The sequence below is a fragment of the Oceanobacillus jeddahensis genome, from assembly GCF_000750635.1.
Lineage (GTDB): Bacteria > Bacillota > Bacilli > Bacillales > Amphibacillaceae > Oceanobacillus > Oceanobacillus jeddahense.
In genome coordinates, this window is record NZ_CCDM010000001.1 from 695,164 (window position 1) to 719,810 (window position 24,647).

The window sequence follows — 24,647 nt, forward strand, 5'->3', positions numbered from 1 at the left end:
GATAATAACATCTTTATTTGGTTGAGCTGACCCTGTGGGTGAGTGAGGAATGTGTCTTGGGCTCTAGTCCAATGAAGCAGAAGAAAAGCAGTGGTCTTCACTGAATGAAGTTCCATTATATGCTATGATGAAAGCAGAACCCTTATTTGCACATTAGAAAGCATAAGAAAAACGATCGATTTAAGAAACTTCGATTAAGTTCTCCTGTCCTGTGGGAACGTTGAAGACAGCATATCCTTATGCCAGAAAAGGACGAGCAGAGCCCTGCGTTTTTCTAATTTAGAGAAGAAGTGATAGGAGTAGGATATATGGGCGTTTACTCAATAGTTATCGGATTAATTTTTGTTATAAATATTGCATTGGCTATATCCATTATTTTTTTGGAGAGGAAGGATCCAACCTCTTCATGGGCATGGGTAATGGTCTTATTGTTTATACCCGTTCTAGGATTTATTCTTTATTTAATTTTTGGACGCCCTATCAGTAATCGCCGTATATTCAAATGGGATCAGCGGAGCAGGATGGATGTGAAGACGACGGTACAAAAACAGATTCACGCCATAGAGGAGGATACGTTCCAATTAAATCATGAGGAATTAAAAAAACATCAGGATCTGGTCTATCTCCATCTCCGTAATGATGATGCGATATTTACAGATAATAATGGAGTAGATATTTATACAGATGGCCATGAGAAATTTGAGGCGCTTTTAGAAGATATAAGCCGGGCGAAGCATCATATTCATGTGCAGTATTATATTATGCGGAGCGATGGGTTAGGAACCAGACTTGCAAATGCGTTAATAAGAAAAGCGAAAGAAGGCGTATGTGTCAGGCTCTTATATGATGATATGGGGTCCAGATCTTTGAAGAGAAGTTACATAAAAAAGCTAAAGGAAGCAGGGGTGCTTGTAGAAGCATTTTTTCCATCAAAATTTATCATTAATTTTAAAATCAATTACCGAAACCATCGAAAGTTAACCATTATTGATGGAGAAATCGGCTACATTGGCGGTTTTAATGTAGGTGATGAATACTTAGGAATGAAAAGTAAATTTGGTTATTGGCGTGATACGCACCTGAGGGTAATCGGGAATGCTGTGCAAAGTATGCAAACACGCTTTGTACTAGATTGGAATCAAGCTTCTAAGATGAAGATTCCCTATGAAGAGGAACATTTTCAAACCATCGCTGGAGGGAATATAGGGATGCAAATTGTATCCAGCGGTCCAGATTCGGAGTATGAGCAAATCAAAAATGGATATATTAAAATGATTATGGAAGCAGAAGAGTATATCTATATTCAGACACCCTATTTTATACCAGATGAAAGCTTGCGTGATGCATTACGTATTGCCGTATTATCCGGAGTAGACGTAAAAATTATGATACCCAATAAGCCCGATCATCCTTTTGTTTATTGGGCGACCATGTATTATTGTGGAGATCTGCTTGGTGCTGGGGCAGAGATTTTTATTTACCAGAATGGATTTTTACACGCCAAAACAATTGTTGTTGACGGAAGAATAGCTTCTGTCGGCACGGCAAATATTGATGTAAGAAGCTTCCGCCTTAACTTTGAGGTCAATGCGTTCTTATATGATATAGATGTTGTTAAACGATTAATCAAAGAATTTGACAATGATTTAGTACATTCAACACAAATGACGAAGAAGTTGTACGATAAACGTTCTATCGGAATTCGTTTAAAGGAATCCGTCTCACGTTTAATTTCACCGGTTTTATAGATTAACATTCTAAATGTAATTAAAACATAGCCAGGAGGATTAGAAATGAATGCAAAACCTTGTTCCGCATCACTAGCTTTAAAAACAACACATGTACTCCCGCCAGATACCAATCATTATGGAACCTTATTCGGTGGAAAATTAATGGCGCATTTGGATGATATTGCCGCGATTGCTGCAGTGAAGCATGCAAAGAACCCAGTGGTTACAGCATCTACAGACTCCGTAGATTTTTTAGCTCCAGTAAAAGGGGGGCAATATATTTCATTAGAGGCCTTTGTGACTTGGACCCATCATACGTCGATGGAAGTATTCATCCGAGCAATTACGGAAGATATCCAAACAGGGACAAGAACCCCTTGTACCACAGCATTTATGACGTTTGTGGCGATCGATGAAAATGGGAAACCAGTGGAAGTACCTCCTGTTTATCCGGAAACAGACGACGAAAAAATGCTGCATGAAAGTGCACCGCTTCGTGCCAATCGCCGTGCGGAACGGAGAAAGCAGTCTAAGCAGCTTGCGGAAACCTTTGGAACCGTTTATCGGACCGAAAAATAAAGTGAAACTTCCTTCAGTGGGGTTTTTTTGACGCACAGCTCTTTACGATGGGACGGGTAATCGCAATGGCTTGCGATGGGGCGAGTAATCGCAGCCCCAGTCCCAGCCAGTTACACTGCGATAAAGGTAGCTAGTTTGAAAAACGGTTAAAAACGACTGCATCGTTTTTAACCGTTTTTCAGCTCATGTATTGGAAGATGAAGAATCCTCTCGATAGGAGTACCAATCGGCAATGACATAACTATCCGCTGTATCCAGCTCTTTGATTACAAAATGACGTCCAGTACTCTTATTTAAAATAGCCATATCCAACGTAGCAAGAGACTGCTTTCGATGAAGCAAATGCTGCTTTTGTTTTAATGCTTGGAGCCTGCGATGCTGGATAAATGCGGTATCTTTGCTAAGCATTCTTGCCTGAACAGTTATCTGCTGATCATCAATCGCATAGCAGGCTGATTTGAACGCGGCAAAGCCTAAAATTCCAATCACAAACATGATAATAACAGGTATCCAAATATAGGATGAAAAGAAGATCCCTGCAATAATAACAGCTAGTAATGGAATATTCATGGAACGCCATAAGTAATAAGGCAATGCTTTTTTTGGTGGATGAATCAGATTCTCTGTACTGTAGTGATATTCTGGTAAAAATTCACTCAAAAAAGATGCAAATTCTTTTTTTCGCAGCAGTGGGAAAATAATCGTATTTACTTCCTGACTGTTATTTGTGGTTCCACTAGCAATCTCTACATAAGGCCTTGCAAAACCGAATAACTGATGGATAGGAGACTCTTTTATTCCGACCGCTTGTATTCTTTCCAATGGAATCGTTGTTTGTTTTTTCTCCAATAAACCTCTTGTAATAAACAATTCTTTTTCATAACGTGTAATGGTGAAATTCCAATCTTTCACCACAGTATATAGAATACTTAATAACCATAAAAATAAAACGACAATGATTGCAAAAATAATCATAATCTGCATGCCAAGTGACAAAGCCCAGCGTGTAACATCATTATAAAACTGATCAGGAATTAATGATTCCACCTGAGAGAAAGCAGCACCAAAAAGTCCGATTAAAATTCCAAAGCTTGCTGAAGTGGAACCGGTAATGAACAACGCTTTGAGTGTAATGGTTCTCTTCGGAAGATTGGATTCATCCGGTTCTGTCTGTTCGGTGTTTGTTTCTTTTTCTGCTTCCAGAGCTTCTGTTTCTGATACATGTTTTTTATACTTTAATTCATCATGGAGCATCCTGCCGTCTTCCATACGGACAGCAGATAATGCAGCATCTGTAGAGGAGTCATTTCCAGCTGTTTCAATGGCGACTTTAGTTAAACCGAAAATCCGGTGAATAACATTTTGTGATAAATCGATCGACTGAATGCGATGCTTGGATATCGTACGTTTTTTACGAATGATAATGCCCCGCTCAATGCGTAATTGATCTTCCTCCAGCTGATAGGTGAAACGGACCCATGATAAAACGCTGGATAAAATAATTAACCCAATGATAACGGCGATGCCGATCATCAGATAAAACGAAGCGCCATTACTGATGATAACAATAGCGATCGGTAAAATACCAAGAATGGATTGTTTCAGAGATTGGATAATATCAAATAGAATAGCAGCGGGATGCAGGCGTTTCGGATTAGACATCATCTTGTTCCACCCTCGCTAATTCAGAGATTTGATCCCGTAAATCGGATGCTTCCTCTTCTAATAAAGCAGGTATCTGGTGGGTAGTTGCTGCAGTTGATATTTCCAGGGTGGCCAGCTTATATTTTTTTAAGATCGGACCTTGCTGTGTATCCACATGCTGAACACGAATCATCGGTACGATGGTCCGCGTTACGATAAGTATCCCATGCTGTATGTAAATCTCTTGATCATAAACTTGATAACGCCATCTGCGCCATCTTAATTTGGGAATAATGAATACGGTAATAATCCATTCCACTATCGTAAGCCCGGCCAGGGTGAAAACAATCCAGATTGGTAGAAAATCAAAAATATTATAAACAACAATAGCTCCAATCGTAATCAATAAAAAGATAAAGGCATAGATATGAGCTGTGAGCTGCCATGCTTTGATAGCATCCGTGGCAATTTTTACATTAGGTTGTTCCCGCATGTGTTTCACTCCTTGCTTTCAGACTAGTTCTATCATACAACAAACAGTGGAAGGATAAAAAGATTTAAGAAAATCCAAATATATCCGTAAACAAAAATATATCCATAGCTCATTTTTCTTTTATAGGATATATAACGGTTTACCATACATTTGGATTTTTAATAATATCAGAGGTATTTGTTTTTAAATGAAAAAGGATTTACTCCACCTCTTTATCAGTTATATGGTCTGCTGTGACATAATCTTCTGCCCAGCGCTGGATATCTTTAATTACCGGCTCAAGTGCTTTTCCTTTTTCTGATAATGTATATTCAATACGAACTGGAAATTCCGAATAGATATTTCGCTCTACAATGCCTTCTTTTTCCAACAATTTTAAACGATCCGAAAGTAAGCGACCGCTAATAGGTAGATCTGCCTCCATTTCTGAAAAACGTTTTGCTCCTTTTAGGAGTTCAAATAAAATAAGACCGACCCAGCGTGTACTTAATAAACCCATTGCTTTTTCAAAACGTGGACATAATTGATTCATTGTTCCACCTCCATAGAACCATCCTGTATCTAAAATGCGTGATATAAACACTAGTTACGAAAAGTAATCTAATTATAGGATATCATAAATAAGAAGTGTAGTAAATGAAAGCGGGAATGGTGCTGGATAGCTAGAAAATATTTTTGGAAATATGCAAGGAGTATGAAATAATAATAGGGTATGATAAAAAAGAAAATAAATTTGTGAATATGGAGGTATATATTTATGGTTCAAGCGAAATTACAGGAAAAATATGCAGAATTAACATTGAAAACAGGGGTTAACTTACAAAAAGGGCAGGCAGTTATGATTAATGCACCAATCGAAGGGGCAGAATTTACACGGATTGTAGCCCGTAAAGCATATGAAATGGGCGCAAAGGATGTTCATATTAATTGGGTGGACGATGAGCTTACCTTGTTAAAGTACGAGAATGCACCAGATGAGGTGATTGCACATTATCCAGAATGGAAAGTAAAATTACATGATACCTTTGCAGAGGACGGAGCAGCAGTAGTAAATATTCGTTCCACAAACCCGGATTTATTAAAAGATATTGACCCATCCCGTGTTGCAAAAGCGAATAAAGCGGCTGCAGAAGCAATGGTGAATTTCCGTAAATATACGATGAATGATCGTATTCCTTGGACCATTATTTCCATTCCTTCAAAGGATTGGGCGAAGAAAATCTTTCCGGATCAGTCAGCAGAAGACGCTGTTGCCAGCCTATGGGAGGAGATTTTGAAAATTGTCCGAGTTGATCAGGATGATCCAGTTGCAGCATGGGATGAACATAATGAAACATTGAGAACAGCCAGAAAGGTTTTAAATAAGAAAAGCTATCAAAAGTTGATTTTTAAAGCTCCGGGTACAGACTTAGAAATGGAATTACCAGAAGGACATATTTGGAAAGGCGGTTCGGCAAAAGCGGAAACAGGTGTTACCTTTAATCCGAATATGCCGACAGAAGAGGTTTTTTCCGTGCCGCATAAATACGGTATTAATGGTACCGTATCCAGTACAAAACCATTAAACTATGGCGGAAGTTTAATCGATAACTTCTCCTTAACTTTTAAGGATGGAAAAGTAGTTGATTTTCAGGCGGAGCAGGGAGAAGAAGTATTAAAGCATTTACTCGATTCCGATGAAGGTGCCCGCCGTCTTGGAGAAATTGCGCTGGTACCGGATGAATCTCCAATTTCGCAGTCCGGACTAATTTTCTACAACACATTATTTGATGAAAATGCATCCTGCCATATTGCACTGGGGAAAGCTTATCCAACGAATCTGGAAGGCGGAGCAGCGATGGATTTAGAGGAATTAGACAAGCATGGTGTGAACGATAGCCTGGTCCATGTTGATTTTATGATTGGATCAGACAAAATGGATATTGACGGGATTACTGCAGATGGCAAATCAGAGCCTGTTTTCCGTAACGGGACATGGGCGCTGGATATGAAGTAAGGAAAGATCATATGCAAAAACGGCAACAAGATCAACTGCTTCTTGTTGCCGTTTGAATATTTAGAGCAAGTACCTATCTTTAAATTAATATGCTGATGATCCCTCTTTAACCGCAAATTTTTCATTCTTTACAAGTACAGCTTTAATTTTCCGATACGTGTAATCTTCCGGCAAAGCCTCTTTCAGCTCCCTCAATCCAGTTGGATCGATTTCTTCGTGCTTGGATAAAATTTCGCCCTCTTCTTCGGTATTAAAGAATAAGTTCCAATTCAGTGTATACCCTTTTTGAAAAGCTTGAAAAATATGTGATTCGATGGTCTGTTCTTTCAAATCCCGGATAGACGCAATTTCCCGGATGGTTTTTCCTTTTTGCAGGAGGTCATACGATATTTGATAAGATGGCCGGTCATCCGCATCTTTCCCTTTTGCCGATTTTTGATAATGAATTGCTGTAGGTGCTTTGTAATCGGGATTTTCTGCTTTCCAATTCGCGATAGCTTCCAGAAAAGCCTCTCCGTATAGGTCATATTTCTTTTGTCCTACCCCTTTTAACCGTAAGAATTCGTCTTTATCTTCCGGCAGATAACGAGCCATTTCTTTTAGTGTCATATCTGAAAATAGCACATAAGGCGGCAAATCCAGCTCTTGAGACATGGTTCTTCTTAATTGACGCAGTGTTTCAAACAGATCTGTACTATAATCTGTTTCTTCCACACGAGGGACATCCTGAATAAACATCGTTACGTTTTCTTTTCCAGTCAGAATGTCCATTGATTTTCGGTTTAATTTTAAGGTAGGGAATTGTCCTTCCTCTGCGGATAAACATTCTTCAGCAAGGAGAAAATGAATTCGCTCTGTAATTTCTTTCTCCGTATATTTGGATAAAATACCGTAAGTAGATAGTTTTGATAAGCCAAACTGAATCAGCTTTTTATCCTTCGAGCCTTTTAATACTTTCGCGGTCATAGACGTGCCAAAGCGTTCACGCATGCGCTTCACACAGGATAAAATCATTTGCGCTTCTTCCGTAATATCCTCTAATTCTCCCTGCTTCAGGCAATTGCTGCAGCGTCCGCAGGAAACAGAAGCGGAAACAGAACCCATCTGAAAGTAGTTTAAAATATAACTGTTTAAGCAGTTCTGTGTACGGCAATAGTTCACCATTTTATTCAACTTTTGATATTCCCGCTGCATTCCCTCTTCATCCAAATCTGATTTCTCAATTAGAAATTTTTGAGTATGAATATCTTGAGGAGAAAATAGCAACACACAATTGCTCGACTCGCCATCACGTCCAGCTCTTCCAGCTTCCTGATAATACGATTCCATGTTCATCGGGATAGCATAGTGGATAATAAAGCGGACATTGGATTTATCAATTCCCATTCCGAATGCCGTAGTGGCCACCATTAACTCTGTCTGGTCAAAAATAAATGCCGTTTGTGCAGTTTGCCGTTCTTGTTCAGATAATCCGCCATGGTATTTGGAAACAGCATAACCTTTCTCTTTTAGGACATCATAGACATGTTCGACCTGTTTTCTCGTAGCTGCATAAATAATGCCAACTTCTCCCTGATGTTTTTTTAAATAAGAAAAAATGTAGTCTATTTTATTTACTCCTTTTTCGATAAAAAAGGAAAGATTTTTCCTCTCAAAGCCAGTATGCACCGTGTTTTCAGGAGCAATATGTAAAAGAGTTTGAATATCTTCAATCACTTCAGGTGTAGCGGTAGCCGTAAGTCCCATAATAATTGGATTGCCGCCAATCTCCTGAAGAATAGGGACGATGGAACGGTAGCTTGGACGAAAATCATGTCCCCATTGAGAAATACAATGTGCTTCGTCAAAGGCAATCAGGGAAATATTCGTATTTTGCAGGGCATGAATAAATGATCCAGATTCAAAACGCTCTGGAGCAACATAAACAAATTGATATCGATTTTGCTGCATTGCCATTAAACGCTGATGCTGTTCACCAGCAGAAATAGAGCTGTTAATATAGGTTGCTGCTGCGCCCAAAGCATGTAGACCGTCGACTTGGTCCTTCATCAGCGAAATGAGTGGAGAAATGATAATTGCCGTCCCATTCATCGCAAGCCCTGGTACCTGGTAACAGAGTGATTTTCCGCCGCCCGTCGGCATCACAGCAAGCACGTTGTTACCTTGGTCAATCGTATCAATAACTTCAGCTTGTCCAGGCCGGAAACTGGAGTAACCAAAGTAATTCTGTAAAATATTTAAATGCTTTTCCATAGATAAATCTCCCTTATTGAGGTTGGTTGAGGAGGCGAATATACGCTCCATCATACCGCTGGGGCTGGGACTGGGGCTGCCATTGCTCGCCCCACCGAAAACCATTGCGATTACTCGCCCCATTAAAACTGCTGTAGCATGAATTGCTGATATATAAAAGAATAGCTTGAGTGAATTATTTTGAATATATATACGCAGAATGATGACATTATTATTATACCTTCTATCCTAGAACGTTTCATCCGGAAAGTAAAGTAAGGAAAAAGGGGAAACCATAGCTGTAAATGCTGTCAAAGAGCAAATATACCATAGAGGAATGTTAAATTTTCACTGGACAACGTCATATGAATTTACATTTCCCTGTTACATCTTTAAAATATGCTATATCTTTTTTGAAAAGGAGGAGGATATATGGTTCCTTCTTTACTATTTGAATTAATGTTGATTGGCTTATTAGGTGTCGCTTCCCAATGGGTTGCCTGGCGCTTTCGTATGCCGGCTATCGTTGTGATGGCGGCTACTGGACTAATTATTGGTCCTGTTTTCGGATTAATTAACCCAGAACAGGATTTTGGGGACTTGTATAGTCCACTTATCTCTGTTGCTGTAGCAATTATATTATTTGAAGGAAGTTTAAACTTAAGCTTTAAAGAACTGCGTGGAATTGGAAAGCCTGTCTTCCGTATTTCTACAGTAGGTGCATTTATTGCCTGGATTTTAGGATCATTAACCGCTCATTATATTGCTGGATTATCCTGGGCAGTCGCCTTTGTGATTGGCGGTTTATTTGTAGTGACCGGCCCGACAGTGATTATGCCGCTTTTACGTCAGGCGAAGTTAAAAGCACGTCCAGCAAAGGTTTTGAAATGGGAAGGCATTATTGTTGATCCAATAGGAGCATTACTTGCTGTTTTTGCTTTTGAAATCATTACATTTATTACCGCATCTAATCCAGAAGCAAGTCAGATTCTATTATTCTTTGCAGGCTCCCTATTTGCTGTCTTTTTAGGCTGGATATTAGGGCGCGGACTTGGCTGGATGTTCGAAATGGGGCATGTGCCTGAATTCCTGAAATCTCCGACAGTTGTTGTGGTTGTCTTATTCTGTTTTACAATTGCAGATGTCATTATGCACGAGACAGGTCTTTTATCTGTAACAGCGATGGGGATTACCTTGGCAAATATGGGGATTAGTTCTGTATCGGATATGCGTCACTTCAAGGAAAATATTTCAGTATTGTTGATTTCCACTATTTTTATTATGCTGACAGCTTCCCTTGATGTGGCAACGATAATGCAGATTTTCAATCCTCATATTATTGGGTACGTTTTATTGATGATGTTTGCTGTCCGTCCATTATCCATTTTCTTATCAACGATTGGAACAGGACTTAGTCTCAATGAAAAAGTGCTGATTGGCTGGATTGCACCGCGAGGAATTGTAGCATTAACAGTTTCTGGTTATTTTGCCGGGGTGTTAACAGAAGCAGGCTATGAGGATGCCTCTATTTTAACGGCATTAACGTTTGCGCTGGTTATTTTTACCGTTATTGCACATGGATTTTCTATTGGTTGGCTATCTAAAAAACTGAACCTGTCTAATAAAGGAAATCCAGGAGCACTTATCGTCGGTAGTAATCCATTTACCATTCAATTAGCAAAAACATTAAAAGAGGCGAATTACCCGTCTATTCTTGTCGACTCTTCGTGGGAAAATCTCTCATTGGCAAGAAAAGAAGGGTTGGAATTTTATCATGGAAGTATGCTGTCGGAACAGACGGAGCATCATCTTGATACGATCCCATATGAGTATTTATTAACGCTGACGCATGATAAGTCCTATAACTCATTACTCTGTACAACATTTCTTCCTGAATACGGAAGAACTAACGTATTTAAAGTTAGTCCATATACCACATTTAAGGATAATGGATATTCAACAGGTATCGTTTCACAGGTAGGTGGCCGTATTTTATTTAATAAAAAGTTCTCCTTAGAGGATCTGATTGAGAAAGTGGAGAATGGCTTTACGGTCAGGCAGACAACACTCACGGATAAATTTACCTTTAAAAACTATAAAGAATCAAAGGACCCGGAAACAGTGTATTTATTTTTAATTAAGCCTTCCGGACAGCTGAAGTTTTTCTCTGAAGAAATGCGTACAGTACCCGCATCTGGAGATAAAATTGTTAGTTTAACGAAAGGTAAAGAAGCAGAGGAAGGGAATTCTGGACAATAGTATAATTATAAAAAACTGGCTCAGCATCATCAAATGCGAGCCAGTTTTTATGATTAATTATATTGTTCCAGTTCTTTTCTTACCTCGGCAATTTCTCTTTCTAAACGGATCAACTGCTCTTCAGCAGAGGAGACACGCCCTTTAACGAACTCGAGTTTGTCTAAATCTCCTTGAATACGGGTGTAATCAGACTTTAATTCATCTAATTTCTGTTCCAGTTCTGTTTTTGTTGCCAAGAATATTCCTCCTCTAAATTAATGCGTCATCTTTATTTTTTCTCGATTCCACAAAGGTTTGGTAAAAGTGAATAGCGATCGTCCGGATTACTGCATACACAGGGATAGCAAATAAAATTCCTAAAAACCCAGCAATACTTCCTGCAGCGAGAATAACCGTAATAACGGTCAGTGGATGCAGATTAAGTGCTTGCCCCATCACATTTGGAGAAATAAAGACGCTTTCTAGCTGTTGTGCAACAAACATAATAATGGCTATCCATATGATATTCATTGGATCCTGGAACCCGGCAACCAATATAGCAGGAATAACAGCGATATAAGGTCCCAAGAACGGGATCACATTCATCATCATACCGAATAAAGCTAGTACGACAGCATATTCTAAACCGATAGCAAAATAACCGATCAATAATAAAATACCGACAGCAAAACTTACTAATAACTGTCCTTGGATAAACGAGGACAATACGTTATCAATTTTACTTAACAGACCATGTAAATTATCTGCTTTTTTCTTGCTGAAAAATTGCAGAACAAAAGGTACAAGCCTCTCTCCATCCTTCAACATAAAGAAAAGAAAGAATGGAACCAGGATTATGCCGGCAATAATACTTACTAGTTGTCCAATAAAGCTTCCTAAGAATCCAAAAACATTATTCAACACACTCTCAATGTGGCCGGGGATATCATTGGCAAAATTATTTATAGCATCAATTACCTGGTCAGGTACTAAAGCAATATTCTCCTGCCAATACCCAATCCAGCCCTCGACCGTATTAACCATTCCAGGAATACTGTCCATTAAATTATCAAACTGATCACGGGCGATCGGCCAAATAAATACAATAAATAGCGTAGCAACACCGATGATAACCAAAAATACGATAATAATGGATAAAATTCGCGGCACTTTATATTTTAGCAGCAAATTCATCAACGGTCTGGTTAAATAATAAAGAATACCCGCACCGATAATTGGAAGAGCTACAGCACCAATTAATTGCAAAACAGGTGTAAAGATAAAATGCGTTATAGAGATGAGAAAAATTAATGTAAACAAACAGATGAAAAAGATAAAAAATTGAAACCAACGTTTCTGCGTCATTGAATCACACTACTTTCTTTCCAAGTTATGCTATATATTATTTTACATTAACCGAATTAAGAAAGCTATAAACATCTGCGGTGGAGTTAAGAAGATTTTCAAGCGATAAATATGAAGTTATTGTAAAAGATATTGACAAAGGTCATAAAAAAGGTTTTAATAAAGTATACTTAATAAATGGTTAATAAAGGACATACGTAAAATTTTTTTGATGTCTGGAAGTGCCATATTTAAAAATTCAGTGAACATTTATTTCCTAAAGGGGAGTAGCTGTACACGTAAAGTCGTCATTACGAGATAGTAATTATCTCCGGCTTTAGGTGGCAACCAGAAAAAGTTGTTAGCGAGACCTTTACCGATTGCAGGTAAAGGTCTATTTTTATGGCCTTTTCTGCAAAACACATGTAGAAGAGGAGAATACATCATGGGAACAGAACTACTACTGGAATATTTATGGGTCTTGCTTGTATTAGTTGCGTTAGAAGGCTTATTAGCAGCTGATAATGCACTTGTACTGGCGATTATGGTAAGGCACCTTCCTGAAAAACAAAGGAAGAGAGCTTTATTTTATGGATTAGCAGGGGCATTTGTTATGCGCTTTGCATCTTTATTTGTTATTTCGTTTCTAGTTGATTTCTGGATTGTACAGGCATTAGGAGCCGTATATCTTTTATTTATTTCAGGAAAGAATTTGTATGACAGGTTTAAAAAGAAAGAACCAGAGAAGTCAGATGCATTGGCAGAAAAGGACCAAAATGCTGGTGCATCAGAAAATCAAGAGCCTGAACAAGCATCTAAAAAGCAATTTTGGATGACAGTGGTGAAGGTAGAGTTTGCAGATTTAGCATTTGCTGTCGATTCGATTTTAGCAGCTGTTGCCTTAGCAGTAGCATTGCCTCCAACTGGCCTTGGCCATGTTGGGAGCTTGGATACCGGGCAATTTGCTGTAGTATTTGCCGGTGGTATGATTGGTTTGATTATTATGCGATTCGCTGCCAATATATTTGTAGGCCTCTTGCATAAACGGCCAACATTGGAAATTGCTGCATTTCTTATTGTAGGTTGGGTTGGAGTAAAACTGGCTGTTATGGTATTAGCAAATCCAGATTTAGGAGTGTTGCCAGAGCATTTTCCACACTCCACATTATGGAAAGCTTCTTTCTATATCATACTTGTAGGAATTGCACTAGTTGGCTGGTTCGCATCTAGTCCGAATTTAAAAAGAAATAAAGAACATTCTAGATAAAGTGAACAGGATTTGGCAGGAAGAAATTCCCTTTACAGTGTAGATAAGTAATTTAGGAATAAAGTAATCAAAACCTCCATTTTTGTAACTTTGATATAAGCAGAATTATGGACACTCTTACTATGGTAAGAACAACGCGCATTCGCTTGTTGTTCTTATATTTTCCTATAGTTTAACGAAAGTCGTGCTGATCTTCCCCATGGTTAAGCACGACTTTTCTAATTTTAAAATACGATTTTTGTAAAAAGTTTTCCCGTCCGTCATAATAAGGAGAGAAGAAAAAAGCAAGGAGTGATTTGCATGACATTACACCACTTTCATTTAAAAGGAGAATGGCAAGGCGGGCGTAACAGTGAAGGTTATATAGATGCTGGGGAGTTACAAACGAAAATATCTATTCCACCCGAAATGGATGGACCTGGTGTCGGTACAAATCCAGATGAAATGCTACTGGGAGCAGCTGCAACATGCTATATTATTTCGTTGGCGGCTATGTTGGAACGTGCAGAAATTCCAGTTGATACAACGAGTATAACTTCCGAGGGAATGGTAGATGTTACAAACGGTATTTTCACGTACGAAAAAATCATCCATCGTCCCAATATAACCTTGAAAAAAGAGGTAACAGAGCAGCAAACGCGCTTAACCAATAAACTTATTGAAAAAGCGGAGAAAACATGTATGATTTCAAGAGCAATTAAAGGAAATGTGCAATTAGAACTGAAGCCAATTGTACAAATAAAAGAATAAGGATGAATAGCAGTTATATAAACAAGGGGAGCCATGCTCAAATTGACGTCATATGACTTTTTAATGGCGAATTATTTAATTATGTTACATTTTTTCGACTCACTAACAAATTGATTACAAAACGATAAAAATTAGTCTTTTTGGGAGATTTTTTAAATAGAAGTGGGTAAAGTAGTATATGCAGCATAAAAATAAAGCTTGATTTAGTGCGTTTGATTTCACGTCACTCATTCAAGCCAATGTTAATTAGGAGATGTAGAATTCATTTTCCTACACACATAACTAACGTTTTTATATACAGAAGGAAAATGACAGACATTCATGCTGCGAAAAAATGTATACAGATAAGAGGGATGAGTTATGGAGCGGAATGCATTTTTTGATAATGCGAAAGTAATTTTAATTTTCCTTGTTGTTTTTGGCCATATGATTCAGCCTTTTATCGGCGATTCAAAGTCAACAGAAGCAATTTATATATGGATATATACCTTTCATATGCCGGCATTTATTTTATTAGCTGGTTTCTTTGCAAAAGGATCGGGTAACAAAAAATATATATGGAATCTCATGAAGAAGTTAATCATTCCATATTTTATTTTTCAAACATTATATACGATTTATTATTTCTTTATCGGCAAGGCAGATTGGCAAACAGGGGTTTTCTATCCTCAGTGGTCATTATGGTTTCTGTTTAGCCTGTTTAGTTGGCATATTTTGCTTGTGCTCTTCAAAAAATTACCAGCAGGATGGAGTATTTCTTTATCAATATTTATAGGTGTCTTTGTAGGCTATTTTGGAGAAATTGGGCATTCCTTTAGCTTATCGAGAACATTTGTGTTTTTCCCATTCTTTTTAATAGGCTATTGGCTAACCGTAGACCAAATCATGTGGGTGAAGAACCGTCATGTTAAAACAGCTTCTATTGCTGTGATGTTAAGTCTGTTTGCGTTAATTTATATATTCCCCGTTATTGACACAGGGTGGTTACTAGCATCACAATCTTATAGCAGTTTAGGGGTAGAAAGCTTTGGTGGATTGATCCGATTATTTGTTTATATGATTGCGGCAGTAATGACAATCAGTATATTAGCCTGGATTCCTAAAAGGAACTTAGGCTGGGTAACGAAACTTGGAACAAGAACATTATATGTTTATTTATTGCATGGTTTCATTGTTCAGTTCCTGCGTGAATTTGATTTATTAACTGTAAATCACTGGTTCGATGTTATCGGAATTGCAGGTCTAGCCGCGTTGATTGTGATTTTATTATCCAGCAAGCCTATACTAACCGTCTCGCAACCATTAATTGAAGGACGCTTAGCAAAAGTCCCATCTTTATTCAATCATCAGCATAAAGAAACATCTTCTTAAAAGATGTCTGTGAAACAAAAAATGCGAAGTTCCCGGGAAGGAACTCCGCATTTTTTATTGAGTTCATTTTACACTAAAAAAGTATAAGCGCAGGGGTGATGGGGCGAATAATCGCAGCAATGTTGTCAGGTTAATAAATTTTATAAAAATTATATTCAATACAAGTAGACTGTAGTAAGCCTAACTAGCGGAGGAAAAACACGGAGACTCCTGTGGGAAAGCGCAGTGGGAAGACCCCGCAGAAAAAAAGCGAACTTCTTTTTTTCGAGGAGGCTGAGCTCAAGCCCACGGAAAGCGTAGTGTTTTTCCGTAGCGGTCGTATTAACCTGACAACATTGGTAATCGTAGTCCCAACTAAGGCATTCACCGAAAGGATTGCACTCAAGAGTATAAGGGATACTAAGAAAGAAAAATACGTTTTTAAGTCTCCCTTTAACAAATGCCGAGTTTTCTTTAAAATAACAGATGAGCGATAATCGTAATGATCGGCAGCGTGATCACTGTACGCATTAAAAAGATGATAGCTAAGTGACGGAAGGATACTGGAATTTTAGTACCCAGAATCAGTCCACCGACTTCAGACATGAAAATCAATTGTGTTACAGATAATGCTGCAATAATAAATCGTGTGATTTCTGCTTCTACACCAGTAATTAAAATGGCTGGTAGAAACATATCTGCAAAACCAATCAACACGGTTTCAGAAGCTTCCTGGGCAAACGGGATCTGCATCAGTTCTAAAACAGGTACAAATGGCATCCCAAGCCACTGGAATACGGGTGTGTATTCTGCGATAATAACGGCAATTGTCCCAAATGCCATTACAACAGGTGTTACAGCAAACCACATATCAAAAATATTTTTTCCGCCATCTACAAAAAAGGTACGGAAGCTTGTTTCTTTCTCTGCACGTTTTACAGCATTTTTAAATCCGTAAGTAAATACATTATCGGATGCAGGAATTTTTTCATCATCCGTTCTTTCTTTACCGTTAATATAGGTATTTGACATTCTGGAAAGCGGCGGAATTCGCGGCATAATGAACGCAGCAACGCCCCCTGCGATAAGGATAGTCAGATAAAAAGGTAAAAACATATGCTCTAATTGAACCTGTTGCAGAATAACCAGAGTGAACGTAATCGATACAACAGAGAAAGTTGTACTGATAATAGCTGCTTCCCGTTTTGTATAATACCCTTCTTCATACTGTTTATTTGTCAGTAGTACGCCAATCGTAGCATCCCCAACCCAGGAAGCTAAGCTGTCGACAGATGCTCTGCCGGGCAGGCGGAATAAAGGACGCATGATATTTCTCATGATGCCGCCAAAAAACTCCAGCAACCCAAAATTGGTTAAGAAAGGTAAGAAGAGTCCGGCAAACAGGAACGTGACAAACAGGGTATGGAGTAAACTGTCCAATAACATTCCACCGGTATCTGCACTATAAACAAATTCCGGTCCAATTTGAAAATAAACCATGATTGCAAATACAGCTGCTAACAGTCGTGTAATCGTCCAGAACCAGGAAGTATAAAATAATTGATGCAGGAAAGGGGATTTCCTAAAAGTTGATTCACCTGCCAATTTGGCAAAAGTAGTGAATACAGCAGTTAACATAATAACAATCATCATAATAAGAGAGAGATTGTTTTCAAGTGTATCTTGAAGCAGGCCCGCCAAAAAGGCAATAGGTATCGTAAAGCCTTCCTCAGTTGGTAATGGATATAAGAATAGGAACAAACCTAACAAAGATGGGATAATAAATTTAATAATATTGCTAAAGGAATAGGGTTGCATTTACTTTCCTCCTAAAAAATATGAACTAAAAAATGTAACTGTATGATTATACAACCAAACGTAATTTTATTCAATAGTTTATCGTTAGATAATGGTTAATAATAGTATGGAACGGGAATAAAAAAATATAGGCATTAAATTTGGCGACAAAATCATTTACGTGACAGTTAACTATTTTATATAATAGTATTATAAGAAAGTTTATTTTATTCTCTGTACCCAAATAGTGTATAGAATAATCCTGTTTCACGTATTGTAAGGATGACAGGTTAAAAGGATCAGGTTCATCCGGTTTTAAGCGAACCATCATAAACGCATACTATAGGAGGTTTAAATGATGAGTGAATATTTACGTAAAGGATTTTTACTGGGGCTGGGCGCTGCAGTAAGCGGCAAAGAGAAATTTGAACAAAAGGTGAAAGAATTAGTAGAAAAAAATGAGTTAACTCAAGAACAGGCAAGAACTGTTTTAGATAATTTTATTGAAAAAGGCAGCAGTAAAAAAGACGAGTGGGATGAAAAAAGCAAAGAGAAAAAGAAAGACTTAGCTAGAGAGACAGGACTTGCAACGACAGATGAAATAGATGAGCTGCGCGCTAGAGTTAATGTACTTGAAGAAAAACTTGGCGTCACCCTGGAAGAAGCAGAAGAGGAAGTTGTAGAAGAAGAGCAGGATTAATATTTAAGAGCAAGATGCTTTCGATCCAATGAAAGTATATTGCTCTTTTTTATGGGAGGAGTGGATAGAATGACAACCATTTATGGGGCGATTGTGGATGATCAAACAAGGTGCAAACATTACCATACAACAAAAGACATTATTGCTATTAAATTTAACTGCTGCCAGAAATATTATCCGTGCTATCAATGTCATGAAGCGTGTGAAGATCATCCCATCTCCGTATGGGGAAAAGATGAATTTGATGAATTAGCTATTATATGCGGTGTTTGTAAAACAGAGCATACCATTAATCAATATATGGATACGAATAAGTGTTTACATTGTGAATCACCATTTAACGAAGGTTGTCAAAAACATTATCATTTATATTTTGACTACACACCTGAGTGTAAAAGGTAACAGCATATGAAATAATAAAAAGTTTTCATGATTTATTTCTCTTAAATATCTTGTAATTTGAGAACGTTTCTATTAGTATCTTATATAAGCACCAGGTACTAAAAATAGAAAAAGGAAGAGAAGCATGTATTATTTAGCCGCATATCTACTAAAAGTAATTTTGAGTTTATTTGGACGAATAAAAGTATTTCAGAAAGAAAAACTTCCGCAAACGGATGGGTATATTATTGCATGTACACATACAGGCTGGGTGGATATTTTATGGTTAGGCGTGAGTTTATTGCCTATAAAAGTCCACTATATGGCGAAGAAGGAATTATTTCAATCAGGTCCATTAAAATGGCTCATGGAAAAATTAAATGCATTTCCAGTGGATAGGGATAATCCTGGCCCCAGCACGATTAAAGTCCCCCGTAAGCTTTTAAAAGATGGAAAAGTAATTGGGATTTTTCCCAGTGGGACGAGAACGACGAATCAAGTTCCTTTAAAAAGAGGAGCGGTTACCATTGCCGCGTATAGTAAGGCTCCTATTGTTCCAGCAGCTTATACAGGACCAAATAATTTTAAAGAGCTCTTCAAGTTTAAAAAACCGAAAATTATCTTTGGTGATCCGATCTATTTATCAGAGGATATTCCTCGAAAAGAGGCGATGGATGAGATGATGAAAGTAATGAATGAGGAGCTATACGCACTACAATCAACAATCGAAGAAAAATAAAGTATTTTTCTATTATAAAAAGATTTCCTCTGGCACATCCAACTTATTAATGAGGAGAGGTGTCAGGAGATTCTTAACATATTTTAGAGTATAAAAAATTGTTTCAAGGAACTTCGATTATGCTGCCTGTAAAAGCGTTATTCACTAAAAGCTTGCACGTTAAAATAAAAAGGGCTTTATGAAAGTAAAATACATAGTAATACCGCTTTTGCAAATCCTGAAATTTCCAATATTGTGATAAATAAGTAAAGAGATTTCTTTATTAATACAAAATCTTGAAATATTCTCCTATTGAAGATAAAAAAAGACAATGCTATAATATTTTTATATTTTACTTCATCAGTGTAGGGGGAGTTTTCAAGAATGAAGAACTTTTTTCACCTATATCATCAAACTTCAACACAATTAGGAAGAGAATTGGAAAAATCTGAGGTTACGTTTTTGAAATGGATGTATGAGCGCTATACGGTGGAGGAAATATCAAGAAGAAAGCTAAGCGAAAAACGTATATTACGTTAAAGAGCAGAAAGACGAATACCGTCTGAGGCTCTTTTTTTATGCTTTTAAGGAGATTTTTGAATTTCATCATTTCAGTCAAGAGAGAACCTTTTACAAAACTGAATGGAAATTTTAAGTGAGAGCTGAATTGGCGCAAGTATTCATGCTATAATTCTAAAAGGGCATTATAGTTACATAAAGGAGGGGTTCCATGGCTATAAGCAATGAAATAATAATTAATAAAATGATCCGTGAGTTGGAGGAAGCCAAAAGAATAGCTCACCAGCAGGATCAAGTGAAAAAACATATGGAGAATATTCATTTACTAAGCGAGTTATTTATCTCAGCAAGTCCTGAATCAAATATCGTAAATCAAATGCAAGTGAATATAGAAGATACAGAGGAACAGATCTCAGAAGCAGAAATGAAAGCAATGCTTGGGAAGCAGTCTACTGGAAAAGTAGTCACACCAGAAAAAAATAAGTTAAATGAAAATGATGCTAATGGCGAATCTATATTTGATTTTTAAGAGTATACAGAGTGAGTAAGAGCGGATCTTTTTTTAATAAAGGATGTAATCAATGATTGGAGATGAAGAAGATGAAATTATTTTTAATAATTGGAGCGATCCTTGGCTTTTTAGCAGTAGCTCTGGGAGCATTTGGAGCACATGGATTAGAAGGAAGGTTATCCGAAAGAGCCTTAACAAATTGGGGGAAAGCTGTAGATTATCAAATGTTTCATACAATGGCCATTGTTGCTGTAGCTATTTTATTAGGGAAATTTGAAGGTAGTAATCTTTTTGCATCAAGTGGGTGGTTATTTTTAGCAGGTATTGTTTTATTTTCAGGTAGCTTGTATATCTATTCTTTGACGGGTGTTAAGACACTTGCAATGATTACACCGTTTGGAGGACTGTCCTTTTTGGTGGGATGGGTTCTGTTAGGTATCGGCGCGATGAAATTGTTATAAATAGGGCCTTCAGTAGTTGGATTTTATATAATAGGTAAATCATAAGAGAAACGATTGATTACGGAGACTTTGGTTAAGTTCCCCGCGTCTTTATTGGAATGTCAGAGTCTGGACATCTCTGTGTAAGAAAGGGGCAAGCGAATATAAGCTTTTCTAAACGTTAACATGTTTTATAGATAAAAATAAATCGAAGTGATAAACAGAAAAAGCAATACTGCACGAATTGCTTGTTTAATGGCATCAGAGCCTCTACGTGTATGCAGCAGAATCAAAGCATTACTAAACATGCTAAATACAAAAAGATAACAGGCAAAGAATAAAAAGAACAGCCATCCTGTTATCCAGGCAAAAATGCCAAAAAATAGACCAGCCATGATCGCAATCACTTCCATACGTATGAACTTTTCCAGAGGATGTCTCATTTTAATCTCCTCACAGTATAAAAATAATGGATTGAAGTAAGGAAAAGCGTAGACATTATTTTTGTCTACGCTTTTCCTTACTGCTTAAAGTACTTTATCCAGGGTTGTAGTTGGGATTTTGACCTTAGTTCCCGTATGGATAAGCATAATCAATTGCTTCGTCAAATAGGACATAATCTAAATATACCATTAATAATAAGAAACGGCGGTTAGAGTCTTCTTCCCGGATCAAAATATGATCCCGCCCGGCTTCTTCGATGTAGCCGCGGAATGATGTTGGCTGCTGTCCTTCAAAGGTCAGATAAAAAGTGCCTAACTTTCCCCGGTTCAAGCGTAAAATGTTCTCAATATAAGATTGTTGATTCATTAACTGACCGGCGCCATTCCCGTTTCCATTTCCATTGCTTGGCTGTGCGTATTGCCGGACTGGATAAGCTGGATAAAAACTTCCAGCTGTCTGAGGGTAATAATAGTATGGATTAGGATAGTAAGCCTGATTATTATTCAATGGCTGGTTTGGATTCGTTTGATCACTCATGAACTTCACTCTCCTTCATAATGAAAATAATGCTATACATGTATGCAGTAAAAAAGTTATATATCACTGCCTCTACCGATATACATCAGGACATTCCCTTTCAGATGGTGCATAAAAGCAATGTGCTTTATATCTCCCTGTGTTCCATTGGCCATACCATTGATCAGGACAAGGTTCTCTAGGCATAAAGAACCAAAGTGAATTAGAAGCGGGATGCTGCATTTCCCCTTAAAGCACTCTTCTGGCAAGGCGTTTATCTGATTCCCTGGCCCGTTGATAAAAATAGCCTTTCTGCGTTGCTTCAAATTCCTCCGGGATTCTGATAAAGCCTATTCGATATCGTCCGGATATCTGTGAAATCTAAACAGTCCGCCAGAACACGGTTGACTCCTGTGTTACCGGCCATTAACATACCAAGATCGCCGTTCCCTCTGTTTCAGCACGCATGAGGAAGGCGAGTAAATCAACATCTGCTTCATTATGAGCAATTATTGCCATAGATCAACCTCATTTCTCGTTTTTCATAGTAAAAAAGATTTTTGCATGAAAGAATTCTTTTCCAAGAATTACTGCGTCTAGCTCCGAGCGCCAAAAACTAGGAGATTTCACGGCGCGCCCTACGATAAGGAATCATCGATTCGCTGAAGCTCATCGTGATTCCTTTATCTCAGTTGCACCGCTCCAATCTCTACGTTTTTAAAAGGGCGCTCTCCGCTTTAAATTTAAAATCTTCAGTGCAAGCTCATTAATGATATGTATGTAGAAGCGTGTACTTTCATGATAATTTTTTCATAAAAAAAGAGGCTTTATTCAGCCTCTTTTAATAAATAGGATTATAATGCTAGATAATCAGCAAGTTTATCTGTTGCTAAATAATTACCCATGATAAAATCGCCAAACTCTGCATATTTTGTTGTTACTTCATCAAAACGCATTTCATAAACGATCTTTTTGAATTGCAATGGATCGTGGGCAAATAACGTTACGCCCCATTCCCATTCATCCAGACCAATTGATCCAGTGATGATTTCTTTCACTTTACCGGCATATTTACGTCCAGTCATGCCATGTTCGTAAAGTAATCTGGTGCGTTCTTCTTTATCGATAGTAAACCAGTTTGCCTCTGGCTCACGGCGTCTTGCCATTGGATAAAAACAAGCATGCTCCCATTTCGGCATCGTTGGTTTTAAGCGTTCTTTAACATAAGGAGAAAGCTCACGATCATCGCCGGCTTTCATTGGATCATGCATTGTCATTTCAATGATAGATACATAAGAGTAAGCAGGAATTAAGAAATCACCTAATACCGTTTTATTAATAGCTGTTTTAATTTCTTCCAGCTCATCCATTGTTTCACGTAAGAAAATAAACATAAGATCGGCTTTATTTCCGACAACTTTGAATATACTATGACTGCCTTCTTTATTTTCTTCTACCGTTTCCCATTGTTTGATCAGTTCTTCAAACTCTTTAATTGCTTTATTTCGTTCGTCTTCAGAGATTGATTTCCAAGATGTCCAATCAAAATGACGAGTATCATGTAATGCGGACCAGCCATCTACAGTTACTACTGCTTCTGCCATCGTTCATACACTCCTTCATATAAATTAAATACTGATTCAATATTAACTATAGCATAACCAAAGGGGATGAATCATATAAAAAAAGTACAAAATAATGTCATTTCCTGTATTGTCAAGGGTTTGTCAAAATTAAGAAACCATGAAATGCTGTTTTATTAAAATATAAAGTTGAGCATATCTATGAAAAAAATGGAGAAAATATGTTGTAAATAAAGAGAACCATATGTAATCCTTTACATTGATTTTTCAAGGTTCAAGGCTTTATTTGTACCGTTAAATGGTATATCATGAAAGAGAATTTAAAGGTAAAATGAAACGGTTTTTCCAATTGAGAAATCCCGTAATGATCATTTTAATGTGTTAATTATCTTAGGAGGTTTCATCATGGGTTTATTTGAACAATTAACAGATAAAGTAAAAGGAAACGGCAAACGTATCGTATTCCCGGAAGGATTAGATGAGCGTGTATTAACAGCAGCTGGCCGTTTAGCTGAAGACAGCGTGCTTACACCAGTTGTCATTGGAAATAAGCAAGAGGTTGAAAGAAAAGCAGCAGAATTTCAGGTACAGACTGCCGGACTTGAAATTGTTGACCCTGCAAGCTATGAAGGCTTCGGGGAAATGGTGGATGCTTTTGTAGAAAGAAGAAAAGGGAAAGCAACGGAAGAAGATGCGAAGAAAATTCTTTTAGATGAAAACTATTTCGGTACCATGCTCGTTTATTTAAATAAAGCAGACGGTCTAGTAAGTGGTGCTGCCCATTCCACAGCGGATACAGTGCGCCCAGCATTACAAATTATTAAAACCAAAGAAGGCGTGCAGAAAACTTCTGGTGTGTTCATTATGGTAAAAGGGGAAGAAAAATATGTATTTGCTGATTGCGCGATCAATATAACTCCAGATAGCAATGATTTAGCAGAAATTGCTGTAGAAAGCGCAAAAACAGGTGCATTATTTGATGTGGATCCGCGCGTTGCGATGCTTAGCTTCTCTACTGCTGGTTCTGCAAAATCTCCAGAGACAGAAAAAGTGACAGATGCGTTAAGTCTTGCAAAAGAAAAGGACCCTTCTCTTGTTATCGATGGAGAGTTCCAATTTGATGCTGCGTTTGTTCCAAGTGTTGCAGAGAAAAAAGCACCAAATTCTGTGATCAAAGGGGATGCCAATGTGTTTGTATTCCCTAGTTTAGAGGCTGGTAATATTGGCTATAAAATTGCACAGCGCTTAGGTGGATTTGAAGCAGTAGGTCCAATCCTGCAAGGACTGAATAAACCAGTAAACGATCTATCTAGAGGCTGTAGTTCTGAAGATGTGTACAACCTTGCACTAATTACAGCAGCTCAAGCATAAAAAGAATAATCAATAAGACAGCCTGATCACATGAATGCGGTCAG

Annotated in this window: 25 protein-coding genes and 1 pseudogene; 15 read left to right on the forward strand and 11 right to left on the reverse strand. The window is 37.7% G+C overall.

The window, feature by feature from the left end; translation table 11 throughout:
• Positions 1-308: 308 nt before the first annotated feature.
• Both cls and BN986_RS03160 read left to right on the forward strand, forming a co-directional pair.
• Positions 309-1,748, forward strand: coding sequence for a cardiolipin synthase (cls, locus tag BN986_RS03155; protein WP_040978179.1), 1,440 nt, complete (start codon positions 309-311; stop codon positions 1,746-1,748).
• 45 nt (positions 1,749-1,793) lie between these two features.
• A complete protein-coding gene (locus BN986_RS03160) occupies positions 1,794-2,309 on the forward strand; it encodes an acyl-CoA thioesterase (protein ID WP_040978180.1) in 516 nt (171 codons plus the stop codon).
• A 183-nt stretch (positions 2,310-2,492) separates the two neighbouring features.
• Here BN986_RS03160 and BN986_RS03165 read toward each other — a convergent pair whose 3' ends face one another.
• The 3 genes from BN986_RS03165 to BN986_RS03175 form a co-directional block, all read right to left on the reverse strand.
• Positions 2,493-3,971: a PH domain-containing protein gene (locus BN986_RS03165; protein WP_040978181.1), complete on the reverse strand. Its 1,479-nt coding sequence runs from the start codon at positions 3,969-3,971 to the stop codon at positions 2,493-2,495.
• The gene (locus BN986_RS03170) at positions 3,964-4,446 is read right to left on the reverse strand and encodes a PH domain-containing protein (protein ID WP_040978182.1); all 483 of its coding nucleotides are present in this window, start codon (positions 4,444-4,446) and stop codon (positions 3,964-3,966) included. The genes BN986_RS03165 and BN986_RS03170 overlap by 8 nt, the downstream gene beginning before the upstream one ends.
• Before the next feature lie 199 nt (positions 4,447-4,645).
• Positions 4,646-4,978 (reverse strand): winged helix-turn-helix transcriptional regulator, encoded by a 333-nt coding sequence (locus tag BN986_RS03175; protein ID WP_040978183.1) that lies wholly within the window; start codon positions 4,976-4,978, stop codon positions 4,646-4,648.
• 225 nt (positions 4,979-5,203) lie between these two features.
• Here BN986_RS03175 and BN986_RS03180 point away from each other — a divergent pair, with 225 nt between their 5' ends.
• Positions 5,204-6,442 (forward strand): aminopeptidase, encoded by a 1,239-nt coding sequence (locus BN986_RS03180; RefSeq protein WP_040978184.1) that lies wholly within the window; start codon positions 5,204-5,206, stop codon positions 6,440-6,442.
• Between the two features lie 84 nt (positions 6,443-6,526).
• Here the strand turns inward: BN986_RS03180 and recQ are convergent, their stop codons facing one another.
• The gene (gene recQ / locus BN986_RS03185; RefSeq protein ID WP_040978185.1) at positions 6,527-8,695 is read right to left on the reverse strand and encodes a DNA helicase RecQ; all 2,169 of its coding nucleotides are present in this window, start codon (positions 8,693-8,695) and stop codon (positions 6,527-6,529) included.
• 16 nt (positions 8,696-8,711) lie between these two features.
• On the opposite strand from recQ, the gene BN986_RS27850 reads away from it, so the two are divergent.
• Both BN986_RS27850 and BN986_RS03190 read left to right on the forward strand, forming a co-directional pair.
• On the forward strand, positions 8,712-8,837 hold the full coding sequence (locus BN986_RS27850; protein ID WP_262362439.1) for a hypothetical protein: 126 nt from the start codon (positions 8,712-8,714) through the stop codon (positions 8,835-8,837).
• A gap of 269 nt (positions 8,838-9,106) precedes the next feature.
• Complete coding sequence (locus BN986_RS03190) at positions 9,107-10,933, forward strand: cation:proton antiporter (RefSeq protein ID WP_052400606.1); 1,827 nt, start codon at positions 9,107-9,109, stop codon at positions 10,931-10,933.
• A 53-nt stretch (positions 10,934-10,986) separates the two neighbouring features.
• Here the strand turns inward: BN986_RS03190 and BN986_RS03195 are convergent, their stop codons facing one another.
• Complete coding sequence (locus BN986_RS03195; protein WP_040978186.1) at positions 10,987-11,169, reverse strand: SE1832 family protein; 183 nt, start codon at positions 11,167-11,169, stop codon at positions 10,987-10,989.
• 13 nt (positions 11,170-11,182) lie between these two features.
• Positions 11,183-12,277 (reverse strand): AI-2E family transporter, encoded by a 1,095-nt coding sequence (locus BN986_RS03200; protein ID WP_040978187.1) that lies wholly within the window; start codon positions 12,275-12,277, stop codon positions 11,183-11,185.
• 424 nt (positions 12,278-12,701) lie between these two features.
• On the opposite strand from BN986_RS03200, the gene BN986_RS03205 reads away from it, so the two are divergent.
• From BN986_RS03205 to BN986_RS03215, 3 genes are all read left to right on the forward strand, one after another.
• Positions 12,702-13,523 (forward strand): TerC family protein, encoded by an 822-nt coding sequence (locus BN986_RS03205; RefSeq protein WP_040978188.1) that lies wholly within the window; start codon positions 12,702-12,704, stop codon positions 13,521-13,523.
• Between the two features lie 300 nt (positions 13,524-13,823).
• Positions 13,824-14,273: an OsmC family protein gene (locus BN986_RS03210; protein WP_040978189.1), complete on the forward strand. Its 450-nt coding sequence runs from the start codon at positions 13,824-13,826 to the stop codon at positions 14,271-14,273.
• Positions 14,274-14,633: 360 nt separating this feature from the next.
• Positions 14,634-15,644 (forward strand): acyltransferase family protein, encoded by a 1,011-nt coding sequence (locus tag BN986_RS03215; protein WP_040978190.1) that lies wholly within the window; start codon positions 14,634-14,636, stop codon positions 15,642-15,644.
• A 453-nt stretch (positions 15,645-16,097) separates the two neighbouring features.
• Here BN986_RS03215 and BN986_RS03225 read toward each other — a convergent pair whose 3' ends face one another.
• Entirely contained in the window at positions 16,098-17,441 is a 1,344-nt protein-coding gene (locus BN986_RS03225) for a YjiH family protein (RefSeq protein WP_040978192.1), read from the reverse strand.
• 337 nt (positions 17,442-17,778) lie between these two features.
• Here BN986_RS03225 and BN986_RS03230 point away from each other — a divergent pair, with 337 nt between their 5' ends.
• The 6 genes from BN986_RS03230 to BN986_RS03245 all read left to right on the forward strand — a co-directional run bounded on the left by BN986_RS03230 (position 17,779) and on the right by BN986_RS03245 (position 20,710).
• Positions 17,779-18,120, forward strand: coding sequence for a phasin family protein (locus tag BN986_RS03230; protein WP_052400607.1), 342 nt, complete (start codon positions 17,779-17,781; stop codon positions 18,118-18,120).
• A 69-nt stretch (positions 18,121-18,189) separates the two neighbouring features.
• A complete protein-coding gene (locus BN986_RS26060) occupies positions 18,190-18,522 on the forward strand; it encodes a CHY zinc finger protein (protein WP_074435604.1) in 333 nt (110 codons plus the stop codon).
• Between the two features lie 124 nt (positions 18,523-18,646).
• Positions 18,647-19,240, forward strand: a complete 594-nt coding sequence (locus BN986_RS03235; protein ID WP_040978193.1) for a lysophospholipid acyltransferase family protein — start codon at positions 18,647-18,649, stop codon at positions 19,238-19,240.
• A 363-nt stretch (positions 19,241-19,603) separates the two neighbouring features.
• Positions 19,604-19,759, forward strand: coding sequence for a hypothetical protein (locus BN986_RS27300; RefSeq protein WP_187378515.1), 156 nt, complete (start codon positions 19,604-19,606; stop codon positions 19,757-19,759).
• 190 nt (positions 19,760-19,949) lie between these two features.
• The gene (locus BN986_RS03240; protein ID WP_040978194.1) at positions 19,950-20,267 is read left to right on the forward strand and encodes a YwdI family protein; all 318 of its coding nucleotides are present in this window, start codon (positions 19,950-19,952) and stop codon (positions 20,265-20,267) included.
• 71 nt (positions 20,268-20,338) lie between these two features.
• Positions 20,339-20,710: a DUF423 domain-containing protein gene (locus tag BN986_RS03245; RefSeq protein WP_040978195.1), complete on the forward strand. Its 372-nt coding sequence runs from the start codon at positions 20,339-20,341 to the stop codon at positions 20,708-20,710.
• 170 nt (positions 20,711-20,880) lie between these two features.
• Here BN986_RS03245 and BN986_RS03250 read toward each other — a convergent pair whose 3' ends face one another.
• The 4 genes and pseudogenes from BN986_RS03250 to hemQ all read right to left on the reverse strand — a co-directional run bounded on the left by BN986_RS03250 (position 20,881) and on the right by hemQ (position 23,253).
• Entirely contained in the window at positions 20,881-21,132 is a 252-nt protein-coding gene (locus BN986_RS03250) for a hypothetical protein (protein WP_040978196.1), read from the reverse strand.
• 124 nt (positions 21,133-21,256) lie between these two features.
• Entirely contained in the window at positions 21,257-21,670 is a 414-nt protein-coding gene (gerQ, locus tag BN986_RS03255) for a spore coat protein GerQ (protein WP_040978197.1), read from the reverse strand.
• A gap of 72 nt (positions 21,671-21,742) precedes the next feature.
• Positions 21,743-22,168, reverse strand: a pseudogene (locus tag BN986_RS03260) (cell wall hydrolase).
• Between the two features lie 335 nt (positions 22,169-22,503).
• Positions 22,504-23,253 carry a hydrogen peroxide-dependent heme synthase gene (hemQ, locus tag BN986_RS03265; protein ID WP_040978199.1) on the reverse strand — a complete coding sequence of 250 codons (750 nt, stop codon included), beginning with the start codon at positions 23,251-23,253 and terminating at the stop codon, positions 22,504-22,506.
• Positions 23,254-23,637: 384 nt separating this feature from the next.
• On the opposite strand from hemQ, the gene pta reads away from it, so the two are divergent.
• A complete protein-coding gene (gene pta, locus BN986_RS03270; RefSeq protein WP_040978200.1) occupies positions 23,638-24,603 on the forward strand; it encodes a phosphate acetyltransferase in 966 nt (321 codons plus the stop codon).
• Positions 24,604-24,647 lie beyond the last annotated feature (44 nt).